General features: G+C 53.0%; 12 protein-coding genes. 5 read left to right on the top strand and 7 right to left on the bottom strand.

From position 1 onward, the window contains the following. Window positions 1-104: 104 nt before the first annotated feature. Window positions 105-3,050, bottom strand: coding sequence for a DUF1549 domain-containing protein (locus KOR42_RS08145; protein WP_197440977.1), 2,946 nt, complete (start codon window positions 3,048-3,050; stop codon window positions 105-107). A gap of 352 nt (window positions 3,051-3,402) precedes the next feature. Between KOR42_RS08145 and KOR42_RS08140 the strand changes: the two genes are divergently transcribed. Further along, on the top strand, window positions 3,403-4,944 hold the full coding sequence (locus KOR42_RS08140) for a sulfatase family protein (RefSeq protein ID WP_146508666.1): 1,542 nt from the start codon (window positions 3,403-3,405) through the stop codon (window positions 4,942-4,944). 89 nt (window positions 4,945-5,033) lie between these two features. On the opposite strand, the gene KOR42_RS08135 is transcribed toward KOR42_RS08140, so the two are convergent. Further along, window positions 5,034-6,551, bottom strand: a complete 1,518-nt coding sequence (locus KOR42_RS08135; protein ID WP_146508664.1) for a carboxypeptidase M32 — start codon at window positions 6,549-6,551, stop codon at window positions 5,034-5,036. A 206-nt stretch (window positions 6,552-6,757) separates the two neighbouring features. Here KOR42_RS08135 and KOR42_RS08130 point away from each other — a divergent pair, with 206 nt between their 5' ends. From KOR42_RS08130 to KOR42_RS08115, 4 genes are read left to right on the top strand one after another with little or no spacing between them, the layout of a single operon-like run. Continuing rightward, complete coding sequence (locus KOR42_RS08130; RefSeq protein ID WP_231740781.1) at window positions 6,758-7,192, top strand: hypothetical protein; 435 nt, start codon at window positions 6,758-6,760, stop codon at window positions 7,190-7,192. Beyond that, window positions 7,189-8,031, top strand: coding sequence for an SIR2 family NAD-dependent protein deacylase (locus tag KOR42_RS08125; protein ID WP_146508662.1), 843 nt, complete (start codon window positions 7,189-7,191; stop codon window positions 8,029-8,031). Before KOR42_RS08130 ends, KOR42_RS08125 begins: the two co-directional genes overlap by 4 nt. Then, entirely contained in the window at window positions 8,031-8,840 is an 810-nt protein-coding gene (locus tag KOR42_RS08120; RefSeq protein WP_197440975.1) for a type III pantothenate kinase, read from the top strand. The genes KOR42_RS08125 and KOR42_RS08120 overlap by 1 nt, the downstream gene beginning before the upstream one ends. Further along, complete coding sequence (locus KOR42_RS08115) at window positions 8,824-9,876, top strand: GTP-binding protein (RefSeq protein ID WP_231740780.1); 1,053 nt, start codon at window positions 8,824-8,826, stop codon at window positions 9,874-9,876. Before KOR42_RS08120 ends, KOR42_RS08115 begins: the two co-directional genes overlap by 17 nt. A 35-nt stretch (window positions 9,877-9,911) precedes the next feature. On the opposite strand, the gene rpoN is transcribed toward KOR42_RS08115, so the two are convergent. The 5 genes from rpoN to KOR42_RS08090 all read right to left on the bottom strand — a co-directional run bounded on the left by rpoN (window position 9,912) and on the right by KOR42_RS08090 (window position 15,442). Then, window positions 9,912-11,390, bottom strand: a complete 1,479-nt coding sequence (rpoN, locus tag KOR42_RS08110; RefSeq protein ID WP_146508657.1) for an RNA polymerase factor sigma-54 — start codon at window positions 11,388-11,390, stop codon at window positions 9,912-9,914. A 134-nt stretch (window positions 11,391-11,524) separates the two neighbouring features. After that, on the bottom strand, window positions 11,525-12,151 hold the full coding sequence (gene recR / locus KOR42_RS08105; RefSeq protein ID WP_146508655.1) for a recombination mediator RecR: 627 nt from the start codon (window positions 12,149-12,151) through the stop codon (window positions 11,525-11,527). 128 nt (window positions 12,152-12,279) lie between these two features. Continuing rightward, window positions 12,280-12,636: a YbaB/EbfC family nucleoid-associated protein gene (locus tag KOR42_RS08100; RefSeq protein WP_146508653.1), complete on the bottom strand. Its 357-nt coding sequence runs from the start codon at window positions 12,634-12,636 to the stop codon at window positions 12,280-12,282. Beyond that, on the bottom strand, window positions 12,629-14,404 hold the full coding sequence (gene dnaX, locus KOR42_RS08095) for a DNA polymerase III subunit gamma/tau (protein WP_146508651.1): 1,776 nt from the start codon (window positions 14,402-14,404) through the stop codon (window positions 12,629-12,631). Before dnaX ends, KOR42_RS08100 begins: the two co-directional genes overlap by 8 nt. Before the next feature lie 126 nt (window positions 14,405-14,530). Beyond that, entirely contained in the window at window positions 14,531-15,442 is a 912-nt protein-coding gene (locus KOR42_RS08090) for an alpha/beta hydrolase (protein WP_146508649.1), read from the bottom strand. Window positions 15,443-15,471 lie beyond the last annotated feature (29 nt).

The raw sequence follows: 15,471 nt of genomic DNA, 5'->3' as shown, positions 1-15,471 counted from the left end.
TGTGACCATCACGGCAAGTTCAACGTCGATCTGCATCGACTGGTTCACTTTCAGGATTTGGCTTCGTTCGCTGGCGCCATCGCGAACGACCTCCCACCTGGTACCTAATAACGAAAACGGAACTCGGCTGATGTCAAAAACGCCCAGGCAAGTTCCTGAACCGCAGACGGACGATCTTCAGCACGGTCTTGAATGTATTCCACCACCGCTTGCTGTTCCTCTGAGGTCGGAGGACGACAGAAGACGGAAAGATAAAGCTCGGTCGCGATTTCCTCTGAAGTCTTCGAACGGTTCAACCGATCGGTGAGGTTTCCATTTCCGGGAGTCAACCAGTGCCGCAATTCGTTCCCGTTCGACAAGAACAGAGCTTGATCGGGAGTTGCGAAGAAATCGTATTGAGACTGGCCCGCCTCAGAGGCAAAGAATTTTGCGATTGTGGCAACATCTTTCGTGAGTGCCGCTTGAGTCGCCTGTTCGATTTTCTTTTGACGTACCTGAGGATCGATCTGGACTTCTTTCATTCCTTCTTCTGAGTCTCCAGATTTTTCGTCACCGGCTTTCGACTTTGCTTCCTTCGCTTTACGAAGTTCTTCATCGATGCGAGCGGCTTCAATGGCCGATTGCCGAAATCGATGGCCTGTCGCAGTCAAGAAGCTCCAGGCGAGTTGTTCGGCAGACAGGGGAGTGGTCCGCACAGCGAGAAGTTGTTTTCCCGCAACGGCACTCCATGTCTGTTTGGAACGGGCAAGCTCTTCAGTTTGCTCACTCACTTTTTGACGTTGCAACTCAAGGTCCGCCTGAAGGCTTGTGATCGAGTTCTTCATCTCGTCGATTTGAGAATCTAAACTGTTGAGTGTTTTCCTGCAGTCTTCCTCGCTGTGCACCGCCTGTCGTTCCGCCTGCTCCAGAATCTTAAGTTTCTTAGCAAGACTTTCGTTAGATCGCTGAAGCAACGATTGAGATTCGTTGAGCGTCAATCGTGCAGAATCAAGATCGGAAGACAGACTGTCGAACTGCGCCGCCAGTCCGACTTGAGCCAGTGATTCACTCACTTGTTGCTCGACTCTTTGAGCCTCAACGAGTTTCTCCCGCAGCAATACGCATTCTTCGTTGAGTTGTTCCTTGCGACTGGCGAGTGCAATGAGTTGCTTCTGCGTTGACTCGGATTCTTTCGACTTCGCGTCGAGTTCGCTTTGCGTTTGCGCAAGCTGTGCTTCAATTTCCTTGATGCGACTGTTAGTCGAAGCGAGACTTTCGTATGCCGAACGAACTTGAATGGCCTGTTCGAGCCAATCAATTTGCTGACGGGCAAGTTCCGAACGTTGGCGATGATCGGACGCGAGTTGCCTTAAGCGGACTGCCTCAGCCCGATGCGTTCGTATTTTTTCCTCTGCAGGAGTGAGTGCGGCGATGGCCTCATCAGCTTTGGAACGGGCGGTTTCGAGATTCTCTTTCGTCTGTGTTAGTTCCGACTGCGCTGTCTGCACGGCACCTTCAATAGCGGGAATTTTTTCTTCGGTCTGAGTCAGTGTTGTTGCGAATGTTGCTGTCGCATCAGTGATCGCGGAGTTTTCTTTGAGAAGTTCACTCGCTTGCTGGGCCTTTTCCAATGCTTCGCGAAGTGCTTTGACCTCGGCTGTCGTCTTCTCAAAAAGGACCTGCTGCTGTTTTAGCTTGGTTTCGGCTTCCAGAAACTTTGATCTCGCAGTGGCCACCGCGGACTTGGCATCTGCGACGTTCTTGCGAAGAGGTCGTGCAGCTTCATCTGCAACGTCGACGTCTTCCAACTTCTGATCGACTTCCTTATCGACCTCGTAGGAGCGTTTCTTCTCTTGTTTGGCTGTTGATTCCAATTCAGAGATCTGATCCTTGAGCGTATCGACGGACTCCCCCGGAAGGCCGACAGAATGCGATCGCTGATAGGTCTGACTGAGCGCAATTTCTCGAATGAACGAACCAATATCATGGTCCATTGCGGCAAATTGTTCAGCCAGCAGTTCGAGAAGTTCCGGGTTGGTAGGAGGATTTCCAGAATGGTGCAAGTCCACCGGCTCGACGAGTCCGATGCCGAACATTTCCTTCCAAAGTCGGTTCGCAATGTTGCGATCAAACATTGGCATTGAGCGTGTCGAAACGAGTTCGGAAAGAAGCTCGATACGACTTTGGACCGGAACTGGACGAACATTCTTCGCTGGTTCAATTTGATAGTTTTCACCCGGTTTTAAAATGACTTCTCCGAGTTCTTCGGAGTTGAGAAGTCGCGGTCCGCTGTTGCCTTGCCGATCCGTAAACACCGAGCGGAATGACGCTTCGCCCTCAGCACTTTCCGCGATCAACGCCGGTTTCTTCTTGTCGGGCTGAAACAGTTTCGCCCTGATCACAAATGCCTGAAGACCGTAATAGTCCTCCTGATAGTAGTCATCAATGTTCGGATGGTCGTGGCATTGCGCGCATTGCAAATCAACGCCGAAGAAGACTCTCCCGATTTCACGGGTGAGGAGTGTCGGATCGACATCTCGTTCCAGAAAGAACGCTGACGCGGGACGGACTTTTTCATCCGTTCCATCAGCACCGAGAACTTCGGAAACGATCTCGCGATACGACTTTCCAGCACTGATCGACTGCTCGAGGTAAGCGCGAAAATCCAGAGTCGAAACGTGTTTCCCTCCGCGTCGTTCCATCAACATGATGTCGAGTCGCGCAGCCAGGTTCTTGACGAATTCGGTTCGGTTGACCAGATCGTTGACGAGCCGATCCCGTTTGTCTGGATTGGAATCGGCCAGAAAATCGCGAGTTTCGTCGACTGTGGGGATGCGCCCGATGAGGTCGAGGTGGACGCGTCGAACAAACGTTGCATCATCAACTGGAGGGGCGACCTGTGCTCCCGATACAGATTCAACGGATGAGTCAATCAGCACATGAAGAGGAAGCGGGTCCGGAGCGGGTTCGGTCGCGTTTGCTGTCAGTAAATTGGCAGACAGACAAACTCCGAACACAAGCAGCAAGGTCTTGCTGAAACTGCTGACGCATCGATGCGAAAGGTGGGACATCGCTCGAGCCATTTCTGGGGTCAATCGCAGGAGGGCTTCGCGACCGACACTTGAGGTAGGAAAGCGGGAGGTTGAACTCCCTGCAGTAGTTAAAGCCTAAGTTCCGAAATGGGCGGAGTCAATCTCGAACACTGATCGCGTGCCAAATCCAATTACGACTTTGTCGATGAAGTCGTTTAACGCAGGGAGTGTCCACGTTTGACAATCTCTCCGCCACAGCGACACACTTCAACGAAGTCTTCGGTCTCAGGCGGGGTCAGCACAATTCAGCTTATGACCAAACAGTCATTGGATCGACGGGCGTCCGAAAACTATCTCACTCTCTGATCCTCGGATCACATCGAAAGGAAGCATGGTGAAGTCGCTCACTCTTCAGTTGCTGATTCTGACTCTTTCTCTGCCGACGATCTGTCTCGCGGAAAGCTCTCCGAACGTCATCCTGATTTTTGCTGACGACTTAGGATACGGAGATGTGAACTGCTTTGCAGAGCAGTGTCCGTTTGCAACTCCCCACCTGGATCAGATGGCACGCGAAGGGGCGATGCTGACGAACTTCTACGTCCCGACTCCATACTGTGCTCCATCACGAGCAACGATTCTCACCGGGCGGTATCCGTTCCGACATACCGTGGTCAACAATCCGGCTCCTGATGCAGGACTGAACAACTTCGGGCTGCCTCAATCGGAAGTGACGATCGCGGAAATGCTTCAAGCGAAAGGGTACGCGACAGCCTGTTATGGCAAGTGGCATCTTGGTCATCAGGAAGAATGGCTTCCCAGAACTCAAGGCTTCGATGAGTACTATGGCATCCTTTATTCAAACGACATGTTCCCGGTCCAGTTAGTGGAACAGGAAGAAGTTGTTGAGTACCCCGTCGTGCAGGCGACTCTCACTCAGCGATACACCGATCGTGCCATCAACTTCATCACGCAGCACCAGGAGGAACCGTTCTTTCTTTATCTTCCACATGCCATGCCGCATAAACCATTGGCGGTCTCAGACGATTATTACACTCCAGAAACACCGAACGACCTGTATGGAGACGTGATCGCCGAACTCGATTCCGACGTTGGAAGACTTCTCGACACGCTGAAGAAGCTTTCTCTCGATGAACGGACTCTCGTCATCTTCACGTCCGACAATGGTCCATGGTACGGAGGATGTACCGGAGGACTTCGGGGAATGAAAGGAAAGACTTGGGAGGGAGGATTGAAAGTTCCTTTCATCGCACGCATGCCGGGAGTAATTCCGGGTCAGGTGCGAAACTCTTCAATCGCCGGGACGATTGATCTCCTCCCGACCATCGCTGCTCTCACTGGTGCGGAAGTTCCCGCCGACCGCACAATCGACGGGCGCAACATTCTGCCCATGCTGCAAGATTCGGACGCTCCGAGTCCTCATGATGCAATCTACGGAATGCAGGGACAAAGACTTGCCACGATCCGATCGGGTGACTGGAAGCTTCACGTTCGGAATCCGGGTCCGTTACGTTTTCACAACCTCAGTGAGAAAGAACTCGAAGAGTATATCGACCCGCGAGGTCCGGACGGGGTGATCCTTCTTGCTCCGTTTGAACAAGCCCGACCAACAGAACACCCCGGCTTAACGACAGGCGATGCGCCGACTGAGATGATGCTCTTCGACCTTTCAAGAGATCCGGGAGAACAAATCAACGTCGCAGCCAAACATCCGCAGATCGTGAAGGATCTACTCGCCAAGTTCGAAGCTGTCGAGCAAGAATTCCCTGAGTTCGAAAAGCCCGCCAATGACTATCTCTTCGCAATTCCTCCGGGAAAACCTCGCCCTTTGATGCGACTCATCGGAGGAGAACTTCGCTACGATCGCATTCCGAAATCGCAAGAGAAGTACCTCAAGAAGGCGATTTCAAAGTAAGTCCAGAACGATCAGTGAGATTTCATCGACCTGACCTTCCAGCAAACTGACATTCTCGCACGCCGAGATCATCAGACGTGTTCTCTTGATCACAAACCGTACAGCATCCCGAACTTTGTATTGAGATGATTCAGCAACGGCGCTGCCGAGAGTGATTCCCCGGTGACTTTTTGGACAAGTTTTGGTGCATCGTACCGGCGTCCCTGCGAGTGAATCTTTTCGTTCAACCAGTTCTTCAACGGGGCAAACTCGCCGCGTGCGAACATCTCCGAAAGGTTTCCGAGTTCCTGCTGCGCGGCGTCAAAGAACTGCGCGGCATACATATTTCCGAGAGCGTACGTTGGGAAATATCCAATCAATCCGGCGCTCCAATGCACATCCTGCATGCATCCGAGTGAATCATCGGTCGGTGTCATCCCGAAGAACTCGTGGAACGTTTCATTCCACGCGGTTGGAACATCCGCAACATCCAGGTCACCACTGAGCAGTGCCTGTTCAAGTTCGAATCGAAGCATGATGTGCAGGTTGTACGTCACCTCATCCGCTTCGACGCGAATCCAACTTGGCTCGACATTGTTGACGGCGGCGCAAAAGTCATCGATGTGCAAATCTCCGATCGCATCCGGAAATGTTCTCTGAGCCTCGGGATAAAAGTGATCCCAAAATGCGCGACTTCGACCGACCAGATTCTCCCACATTCGCGACTGCGACTCATGAATTCCAAGAGAACATGCTTCACCGCAAGCGAGACCAAACTGTTCGGCATTCAGTCCCTGTTCGTAGATCCCGTGCCCAGCCTCATGCAGAGTCCCGAAAAACGCACCGGGAAAATGATGTTCATCATAGCGCGTCGTCAACCGACAGTCGCCGGGACCGATCCCTGAACAAAACGGATGCGCGGCGATGTCGAGTCGTCCGGACGTAAAATCGAAACCGATCGCAGTCGCTGCAGAACGACCGAAAGTTTCCTGATCCGCAATCGGATAGGAACGCTCGAGAATGCCGACATCGGGTTTCCTGTCAGACGCTTGAATCCCAGCGACCAGCTTGACGAGTTCTTCTCGAAGTGGTGCAAAGACTTCCTGAATCTGGGCAGCAGTCGCCCCCGGTTCATAATCTTCAATCAGAGCGTCGTACTTGACGCCGGTTGGACTTCCAAGTGCGTCGGCTTCTTCGCGTTTGAGTTGAACAACTTTCTCCAGCCACGGTTGAAAGGCTGCGAAGTCTTTTTTGGCTCGTGCCTCCACCCATGCCTGTTGCGACAATGTGGCGGTTCGCGAGAGCTCTTTCACCAGATTTCTGGGAAGCTTGACCGATCGGGAATACGCTCGTTTCGCATCACGGACATTGGCAGCTTCGACGCTATCTTCATTCCCCTCGCCGACTTGTTCGGAGAGTTTCTCAATCAACTCTCCCAGCTTTGGATCGGTCGCCCGGTCGTGTGACAAACCCGCCAGCAAAGAGAGTTGGTTCGCACGGTGTTCGGCTCCGTTCGGCGGAAGGTTTGTTTGCTCATCCCAGCCGAGAACTGCCCCACAGGAACGAAGTGTGGCCAGCTCTCTCAGTTGCGCCACCAATTCAATATATTCGGGAGCTTGACGATCCATTCCGAAGTTCTCCATTCACCACAAGTCAACATTCAGCAATAATAAGGCAGTTCCGGTTCGTGCATGTCTCAGGAAGAAGCATTCCTGTCATCGTTCCCTGAATTCAGGGGCAGGATCTGGCTTCCACATGCGATTTTCCACGGCGATCAGGACCGGAACGATCGAAACCAGAGTCTATACGAGACTCGCGAAAGATGCGACCAGAGATGATTCGAGTCACAATCGTCCTCCTCCGGATTATTTGGGCGTCTCCCACCACGCTCGTTGCATCGATTGTGGCACTGGCGGGGGTCCCTTTCGGGACGCGAGCAAGATTTCGAAGCGGCGCCATCGAATGTTATGGCGGGCTGATCACATGGATCCTCGAACGGACCCCGGTCTCCGCCGCAGCGATGACACTTGGACATGTCATTTGGGGACGGTCAGAAGCATCACTCGATTTCTGCAGAGAGCATGAGCACATTCACATTCGTCAATACGAGCGATGGGGCCCCATGTTCCTTCCGATGTACGCGTATTATTCTTTGATGATGTGGTGCAAAGGGAAGCACCCCTATTATGACAATCCGTTTGAGATGGAAGCGTTCGGTCCGAATCATCCTTACTATCGCCAGCAGATCGAAAACAGATTCCCTTCATGACGCTCTCTGTCTCCTCTCCTGAACCTCTACGTCAACTCGCAGACCTCGTTTCGAGATCTAAAAGAGGTGTGATCTTCACAGGCGCCGGAGTCGGGACCGCCAGCGGCATCTCAACGTTCAGAGACATGGACGGGCTCTGGGCGCGATTTCCCCCTGAGGATTTTGCCAACTGGGCTGGTCTGCTTCGAACAGCCACACTGCAACCAGCGAGGTTCGCGGAGTTTCTCATCTCCGTCCTCGAGCCAATCGCAACCGCACAGCCCAACCCGGCCCATCTAGCGATCACGGAATTGCAGTCCATCGCGAAGATGACAGTCATCACTCAAAACATCGATGGACTCCAGCAGGACGCCAGCGCCATTGATGTCTATGAGCTGCACGGAACTCTCTTCGAAATCGTTCAAACCCCGAGTGGAGAAGTCATTCGTCACGTCACGCGCAGCGAAGTCGCGGAGGTGGTCGACGGTTTGCGTCAAAGCCAGAAGCAACTCTGGAGCTTCCCCTCCGTCATGCGGGCATTGAAGCCAATCTTTGAAGTCTCCAGCGAGGGAGTCACCCATCCCAACGTCGTCCTCTTTGGAGATCAACTTCGCGAACCCGACTGGAGCCTCGCGATCGAATCGACCGAATCGTGCGACTTATTCATTGCCGTGGGGACATCACAGACCGTCAGGCCCGCAAGCGATTTGATTTCAATTGCTCGAGAAAGTGGAGCCGAAGTGGTCTACATCGACCCGGAATGTGGAGGAAGAGGCTTGTGGATTCGCGACCACGCCGAATGCGTTCTTCCAGAGTTGCTGCAATTAATGACCAATCACGGCAACAGCGAGGAAGAATAATGTCGCAAACACTCATCGTGTTTGACGTCGGTCACACGCGGACCAAGATCGGAATGTTTCAGCTTCAAGGGAACGACCAATTGCCCGAATGCCTGATGACACTTTCGATTTTCAATACCAAAGCAATCCCCTGGTCAGACCTTGCAGAATGGTTCGCCTCTCCAGATCTTTCGGTCATTGCGTTGACCGGATCCAACCGGAAAATGATCGAACAGCTTGAGAAGCAATGGCCGCAAGACGCGCCCCGTCCTCGCCTGCTGACGAGCAAGTCACAGATCCCGATTGAGGTGAACGTCGACGCTCCCGAAAAAGTTGGGGCAGACCGATTGTTCAATGCTGTGGCAGCTCGCCTCTTTCAAGAACGTCCCACTTCAAAGATCATCATCGATTCGGGAACAGCTGCGACGGTCGATGCTGTGAGCGAAGATGGAACATTCCTCGGGGGAGCGATTCTGCCCGGGATTCTCATGGGAGTGAAAGCACTCCATGAACTCACGACGACACTTCCACTCGTCGATGCTCGACAGTTCTTGAAGAAAACACCCACTGCAATTGGACGAAATACCGAAGACGCGATGTCGAGCGGACTTTTCTGGGGACACCTGGGAGCCATTCGCGAAGTCGTGAGTCGAGTTCAATCCGAACTGACCGGTGAACCGCAACTCTTCCTCACCGGAGGAGCACTTCCGATCCTCGAACCCTACTTTCCTGAAGCCATCTGCCATCCGGACCTTTCGTTGATCGGGATCGTAATATCAGCTTCGCAGCTTTCACCAAGTCATGACGAGTCCAGTGAATCCACTCCGTAGTATGCGTGAAGAATCAACGTTTCAAATTCTGACCCCCGAGGGCCGAGGAGCTGTCGCGTCGCTCCAGGTCACTGGCGATCTGGACGTCCTCAACCGCTTCTTTGTCGCTGCGAATCGCAAGACCGTCCAGGATCAGCCGGTCGATAGAATTGCATACGGCACCTGGGACGAAGAAGACCTTGTCATCGTTCGAACATCTGCATCGACCGCGGAGATTCACTGCCACGGAGGACATATCGCCGTCCACCGAATCGCCGAGCAACTGGTTCAATCCGGTATCAAGGAACATGTCGTTCCCCCGCCGAGTGAACGATCGTTCGAAGAGGAAATCGATCAGCTTCTACAGCTCGCAACAACACGTCGAACAGCGCACTGGCTGCTTCGCCAACGACTCTCTTTCCCTGCCGCGATACAACAACTCGAACAGCTCTCAGCGAACGAACTCAAGCAAACCGTTCAATCAATACTGCAATGGTCCAACTTTGGTCTCCACCTGACTCAACCCTGGAAAGTTGTGCTTTGTGGTCATCCGAACGTTGGGAAGTCGACTCTCATGAACGCGCTCGTCGGTTATGGTCGATCCGTCGTTTTCGATCAGCCCGGGACCACTCGTGATGTCGTCACTGCTTCAACAGCTTTGGAGGGATGGCCGATCGAATTTGCGGACACCGCTGGCCTCCGGGAAACATCGGACGAACTCGAAGCACTCGGAGTTGAGAAGGCTCAGAAAGTCATCGAGCAAGCTGATCTCGCAATCATCGTCATGGATGCCACATCCGGAATGACCAAAGCGGACGAGTCTCTGATCTCACATCAATCCGAGCCACTTGTCGTGTGGAACAAGACCGATTTACTTCCCAGTTCTAAAGATATCCAGAGCGGACTTTCGATCTCCGCACAGAACGGAGACGGAGTTGATGAGCTCGCGAACGCCATCGTTCAACGCCTGATCCCTGCACTTCCACAAGAAGACCAAGCGATTCCCGTCTCTCAGCGGCAACAGGATTATCTCTGCCAAATTCTTGAGAGCGTCTAAAGAGCTGTTTCTCGAGTTGCTGCAGCGAAGCTCAATCAGTACTCGCGACGTTGACGCGATGATGGAATATTCATCGCCTGACGATATTTCGTCACCGTCCGTCGAGCAAGTTGGTACCCATGCTTCGCAAGTTCGGCAACGAGCGCATCGTCGCTGAGAGGGCTCGACTTGTCTTCGCCGTCCACAATCTCTTTGAGTTTCAACCGGATATTTTCCCAAGCAACGTCTTCGCCATCGGCAGTCTTCGTTCCGCCTCCGAAGAAACGTTTCAGAGGGAAGATCCCACGCGGAGTGGCGACGTATTTGTCATCGACAGCCCGGGAAACCGTCGTCACATGCACTCCCACGACATCGGCGACATCCTGCATTTTGAGTGGCTTGATGTGCTCCGGACCGAGTTCGAGAAACTCCGTCTGCTCGTCAACAATCGTTTGGGCAACTTTTCTGAGCGTATTGTATCGCTGTTCGATGGAGTCAATCAGCCACTTGGCCGACTCCACTTTCTTCTTGATGAATTCCTTCGTCGCTTCATCCGGATTCGCTTCCAGCATCTTGATATATCGACGATTGATACGAAGCTCAGGGATGTACTCGTCAATCAGTTCAATGGTGTATTTCCCATTGTCATCTTTCACCACTCGCAGGTCCGGCGTCACCGCCTGAACTTCCGGGTTTTCAAAGCCACGACCGGGAAACGGATCGAGCGTTCGCATCTGCTCGATTGCCGACTTGATCGCATCCATCGAATAACCGGTTTTCCGCTCAATGAGTGGAAGCCGGTTCTGCAAAATGTCATCAAGATGGTTGGTGATCAAATTGACCATGATCTCGCGAAGCGGAGTGGTCGGCGTCATCTGCAGAAGCAGACACTCTTTAAGGTCGCGAGCCCCGACTCCGGGCGGATCGAGACTCTGAACAATTCGAAGCGTTTCTTCGGCATCTTCCAGATCGATCCGGGCTCCGAAGACTTGAACAAGTTCAGGCAGCGAACTCTGAAGGCGTCCGTTGGCATCCAGATTGTGAATCAGGTAGTCGCCGAATTCCTGAAGACGACTCGGAGTATCACAGTGAAATTGCTCAAGAAGATGCTCATGCAGGGTCTTCGGACGGTTTTCCGCATTGGCCATGACGTCGTGCTGACGATCAAGGTCATCCTGCATTCGGTTGCTGGACGGTTTCGATCCCGAAGTGTAATTGTCTTCGGGCCACTCTTGAGAGATTTCAACAAGCCGCTCGAAATCGGAAGCATTGTTCGAGTTGTCGTCGCCGAGTTCCTGTTTCTCGATTTCTCCACGAGGAGCTTCATCGACCGAAGCTTCATCGTTCGACGAATTGGAAGACTGCTCGTCTTTTTTCGTGACCTGTTCGAGAACGACGTTCTCGGACAACTCTTGATCGATCCGTTCCTGCAGCGCCGCCAATGGAAGCTGTAAGATTTCCATCGACTGAATCATGCGCGGAGCCAGCTTCATCTGCTGGCTCATCTTCATTTGCTGGGAAACGTTCAGGTGCATGTTCAGATCTTCAGAAAGCGAAAGTTTGAATCACAAACTTAATACGTCAGTTTGTTACGACGTTGAGAATCAATCACAGATTTAAGATGACAACTGCTACAAAAATTGAGAGTTCGATCGACCAAAAGGGGGAATTAAAACTGCTGCCTCCCTCGCATCGCATCGGCCAACATCTCCTTGTTGGCAAATTCCAGAACGCTCCCGGTGGCGATTCCACGGGCAAGCCTTGTGACTTGAACTGGCAAGTCCTCGAGAAGGTTGGTCACGAACAGCGCCGTCCCGTCACCTTCCAACGTCGGATTTGTTGCCATGATCAACTCCGTGACTCCGTCTTGTTTCACACGGCGAACCAACTGACCAATTGTCAGATCTTCCGGTCCCACTCCTTCCAGCGGGGCAATCCTTCCCCCAAGAACATGATACGTGCCCTGAAACGCTGCGGCAGCTTCCAGTGCACTGACATCCTTGGGTTGTTCAACGACACAAACAATCTGACGGTCACGACGAGGATCGCGACAGATGGAACAGACCTCCTGCTCCGTCAGATTGAAGCAGACGTTGCATCGCCTGATCGATTCCTTCACTTGACGGATTGCATCAGCCAGTGCGACAGCATCGGCTTTAGAACAACTCAGAATGTGATTGGCTAACCGTTCTGCGGTCTTCCGTCCGATGCCGGGAAGTCGTCCAAACTCTTCAACCAGTCGACCGACAGCGGCACCGAATGGATGCTGGGCGGCGTCAGTTTGTCGTGCTGGCATATGATTGAAGCGGTTGAATCGACACGGGAAATAGTTCGAGTGTTTGTATTCTCCGACAGAATAGAACGTTCGTACTCATCTGAAACGTTCCTTCGGTTAGTGAATTGAGTCGGAATTGTGAATCCATTTTATGTGTTGCCATTTCCAAATTTGGCCAACGCGTCGCCAAGCCCGGGAATTCCCAGACCGCTTGCCATTCCAGACATCTCTTCAGCAGCTGCCTGCTTGGCGAGGTCGAGCGCCTGGTTCGTAGCTGAAAGAACGAGATCTTCCAGCATCTCCTTGTCGCCGGAATCGAACAACGTCTGCTCGATCTGAATGGAAGTGACCTTCTGGTCGCCACTCATTTCGACGCGAACCATTCCTCCGCCCGCGTTTGCCTCCACGCGACGTTCGCGCAGACGGGCCTGCATTTCTTCTGCCTGCTCCTGAAGCTGTCCGGCATTGGCCATCAGGCTTGCCAGATTCGAAAGACCTTTAAACATCCATCTCTCCTTCCGTTAAGTCCTCCGCGACCTTGGTGAAGACCGGGCGAACTTCAACGACTTGACCACCAAACATGCTTACAGCCGCCTGGACGAATTCATCATCATCGACCACGGCAGGATTGCGTCGCTCAGTAAAGTGGGGGGCTGCGACCTTCTTCGGCTTCGGTGGTTCAACCTTTGCTGAACGGTCGACCTGAAACTGAAACGTGACGCTTTCCCCAGTGAGAGCCAGAACGACTTCGCCTAACTTCTTCAGCGGTTCTGCTCGCTCACAATAACTCTTGCTGAAAAGATAGCTGTTTGGGAACAAAACTTCCAGAACATTTGGCCCAGAAATTGCTATTGACACAGCATTCTTGAGATGATTCCGAAGCCTCTCGGGAAGATTCTCCATAACCTCTTCCCACGTCTGATCTAAGGTTTCCTCAGACAACTTCAACAGAGGCCCGTCCGAAGTGCTCGGTTCTGGGTCTGACTCCCCTGATGTCGAGGAACTTACCGGTTTTTCCGGAGAACTACCGTTTTTTTTTGAATTCTGCTCGCGTTGCGAGGAAGAAATCGCCCGGGAAACTGGTCCAGAAGATCGTCGCTCTGAAGGCTGAGCCGAAACAGCGGTTCCCGATGCCACTTGTTTCGCCAGAGCAGCGATGGAGGTCAAATCTTCAAGCATCGCAACTCGAATCACAGCAAGTTCCAGAAGTGCTCGCCCGTGATTGACTCGCTGCATTTTTGACTTCGTTTCCGCGATGATCTGCATCGCAGCGGTGATCGTCTCAAGCCCCCACTTCTTCGATTGCTCAACCAGGACCGGACGAGTCGCCTCAGAGACGGACGACAGCGAAACAGTCGACGCTCCAGCGACCGTGATGAGAAGATCGCGAAAATACGCCAGAAGTTGATCACTGAGGCTGCCGATCTGAACGCCTTGAAGCAGTGCATCATCGACGATCGTCAAAACACCTTGCGTGTCGCGGTTAATCATCCCGTCAACGAGATCAACGAGCCGCTGATCGGGAGCCGTTCCCATCAACTGATGGACGTCCTCCGCAGTAATTTCTTCTCCGCCGAAAGCGAGTAGCTGATCGAACAACGACTGGCTGTCCCGCATCGAACCCGCCGCTCGCCGGGCGACAAGATCAATCGCTTCATCGTCGACGTTCTTTCCCTCCGCCTCCGCAATCTGTCGCAGCCGTCCCGCGATGCTTGATTCGTCAATCGTCCCGAAATCGAATCGCTGACACCTCGAAAGAATCGTGTCGGGAACCTTGTTCGGTTCGGTCGTACAGAAGATGAATTTCACATTCGGAGGCGGTTCCTCCAGCGTCTTCAAAAGGGCATTGAAGGCCTCCTTTGTCAACATGTGAACTTCGTCGATGATGTAAACCTTCGACTTTGACCGCATCGACTTGACGTTCACATTGGAACGAAGCTCGCGAATGTCATCGATTCGGCGATTCGACGCACCGTCGATTTCCAGAACATCAACGTCCGTCCCTTCTCCGATACTTTTGCAGACATCGCAGTCATTGCAGGGAACTCCGTCGACAGCGTTCGGACAGTTCAACGCTTTCGCGAAAATTCTCGCTGTCGACGTCTTTCCGACTCCGCGGGCTCCCGTAAAGAGATAGGCATGCGCGACGCGTCCCATTCGAATCGCGTTGCGAATGGCCTGTCCCACGTGCTCCTGTCCCACAACCTGATCAAACGATTGCGGACGAAATCGGCGTGCAAGAACGGTGTATTGGCGTGACGGTTCGGAAACCATATGACAACAGCTTATGTATTAAGAAGAATTTGATGTGATCTGTGGAAATGCTGAGACATCCACTTTACCGACTCAGCCCGTTTCCTGAAACCAGTTCACTCGGAAGCAGGAAACGCAGCCCGAATCTTACGGCGATTGCGTGAGCAGTCCACGATTTCGAAGCCAATCCTCCACGCGATCGGGCCACGTCGCCACAACTGAACCCGCGACAGGACGCATACCGTATCCGTGCCCACCTGTCTCATAAATGTGAAGTTCCGCCGGAACGTCATTCCGTTTCAATTGGGCATAAAACGCAATGCTCCCCAGCGACGTTGAATGATCATCATGGGCATGAATCAAAACCGTCGGAGCAGTTTGCGAATCGATTTCGATTTCCGGGATCAACTCGAGAGTCTCGTTCTGGGTAAGATTCCACGGATAGATCAACATCGCAAAGTCTGGAACACACGAAGCCTGGTCAATCTCATCACTCTCCGGGTAATGAGATGCCTGACTCCCGACTGTGATCGCAGCTGCGTTTCCTCCGGCCGAAAACCCGATCACACCGATTCGATTTGGATCGAGACCGAATTTCTCGGAGTTTGACCGCACCCATCGGACCGCACGTTGCGTGTCCTGAACCGGTCGCCGCCACGCCTCTTTCCGGTCTTTGTCTGACTCGCGAATGGTCCGGTATCGCAACACAAACGCAGTGACTCCCAGCTTGTTGAACCATTTCGCAATCTCGGAACCTTCCTTATCGACCACACAATAGCGATACCCTCCGCCCGGCAGAATCACGACCGATGCCCCGTTCTTCGTTTCCGGATCGGGATCAAATCGTTCGATGCGTGGAGCTGTGATCGCGGTGATGCGTGTCGCTGGGGGATTTTCATCTGGCCGCTGCGGGAGCGGTGTTCCATACGAGCGTGTCGATTCACCCGGAGCGTTTCCTTCCCACAGATCGACGAATTGAGAACGATCGTCCGAGCGCGCCGAACCTGCTCCGGCGACAATCAACAGCAGCCCGACAACCAATAGCCTCCCGATCATCATCTTCCCCCACAACTCATCAAGTCTCGCCG

The organism is Thalassoglobus neptunius, assembly GCF_007859735.1.
GTDB lineage: Bacteria > Planctomycetota > Planctomycetia > Planctomycetales > Planctomycetaceae > Thalassoglobus > Thalassoglobus neptunius.
This window is presented reverse-complemented; position numbering and strand designations above follow the sequence as displayed.

What these genes read in the sequence shown, in the direction of transcription:
- KOR42_RS08145 (WP_197440977.1), bottom strand. Translation starts at nt 3,050, where the DNA reads ATGTCCCACCTTTCGCATCGATGCGTCAGCAGTTTCAGCAAGACCTTG.
- KOR42_RS08140 (WP_146508666.1), top strand. Translation starts at nt 3,403, where the DNA reads ATGGTGAAGTCGCTCACTCTTCAGTTGCTGATTCTGACTCTTTCTCTG.
- KOR42_RS08135 (WP_146508664.1), bottom strand. Translation starts at nt 6,551, where the DNA reads ATGGATCGTCAAGCTCCCGAATATATTGAATTGGTGGCGCAACTGAGA.
- KOR42_RS08130 (WP_231740781.1), top strand. Translation starts at nt 6,758, where the DNA reads ATGATTCGAGTCACAATCGTCCTCCTCCGGATTATTTGGGCGTCTCCC.
- KOR42_RS08125 (WP_146508662.1), top strand. Translation starts at nt 7,189, where the DNA reads ATGACGCTCTCTGTCTCCTCTCCTGAACCTCTACGTCAACTCGCAGAC.
- KOR42_RS08120 (WP_197440975.1), top strand. Translation starts at nt 8,031, where the DNA reads ATGTCGCAAACACTCATCGTGTTTGACGTCGGTCACACGCGGACCAAG.
- rpoN (WP_146508657.1), bottom strand. Translation starts at nt 11,390, where the DNA reads ATGCACCTGAACGTTTCCCAGCAAATGAAGATGAGCCAGCAGATGAAG.
- recR (WP_146508655.1), bottom strand. Translation starts at nt 12,151, where the DNA reads ATGCCAGCACGACAAACTGACGCCGCCCAGCATCCATTCGGTGCCGCT.
- KOR42_RS08100 (WP_146508653.1), bottom strand. Translation starts at nt 12,636, where the DNA reads ATGTTTAAAGGTCTTTCGAATCTGGCAAGCCTGATGGCCAATGCCGGA.
- dnaX (WP_146508651.1), bottom strand. Translation starts at nt 14,404, where the DNA reads ATGGTTTCCGAACCGTCACGCCAATACACCGTTCTTGCACGCCGATTT.
- KOR42_RS08090 (WP_146508649.1), bottom strand. Translation starts at nt 15,442, where the DNA reads ATGATGATCGGGAGGCTATTGGTTGTCGGGCTGCTGTTGATTGTCGCC.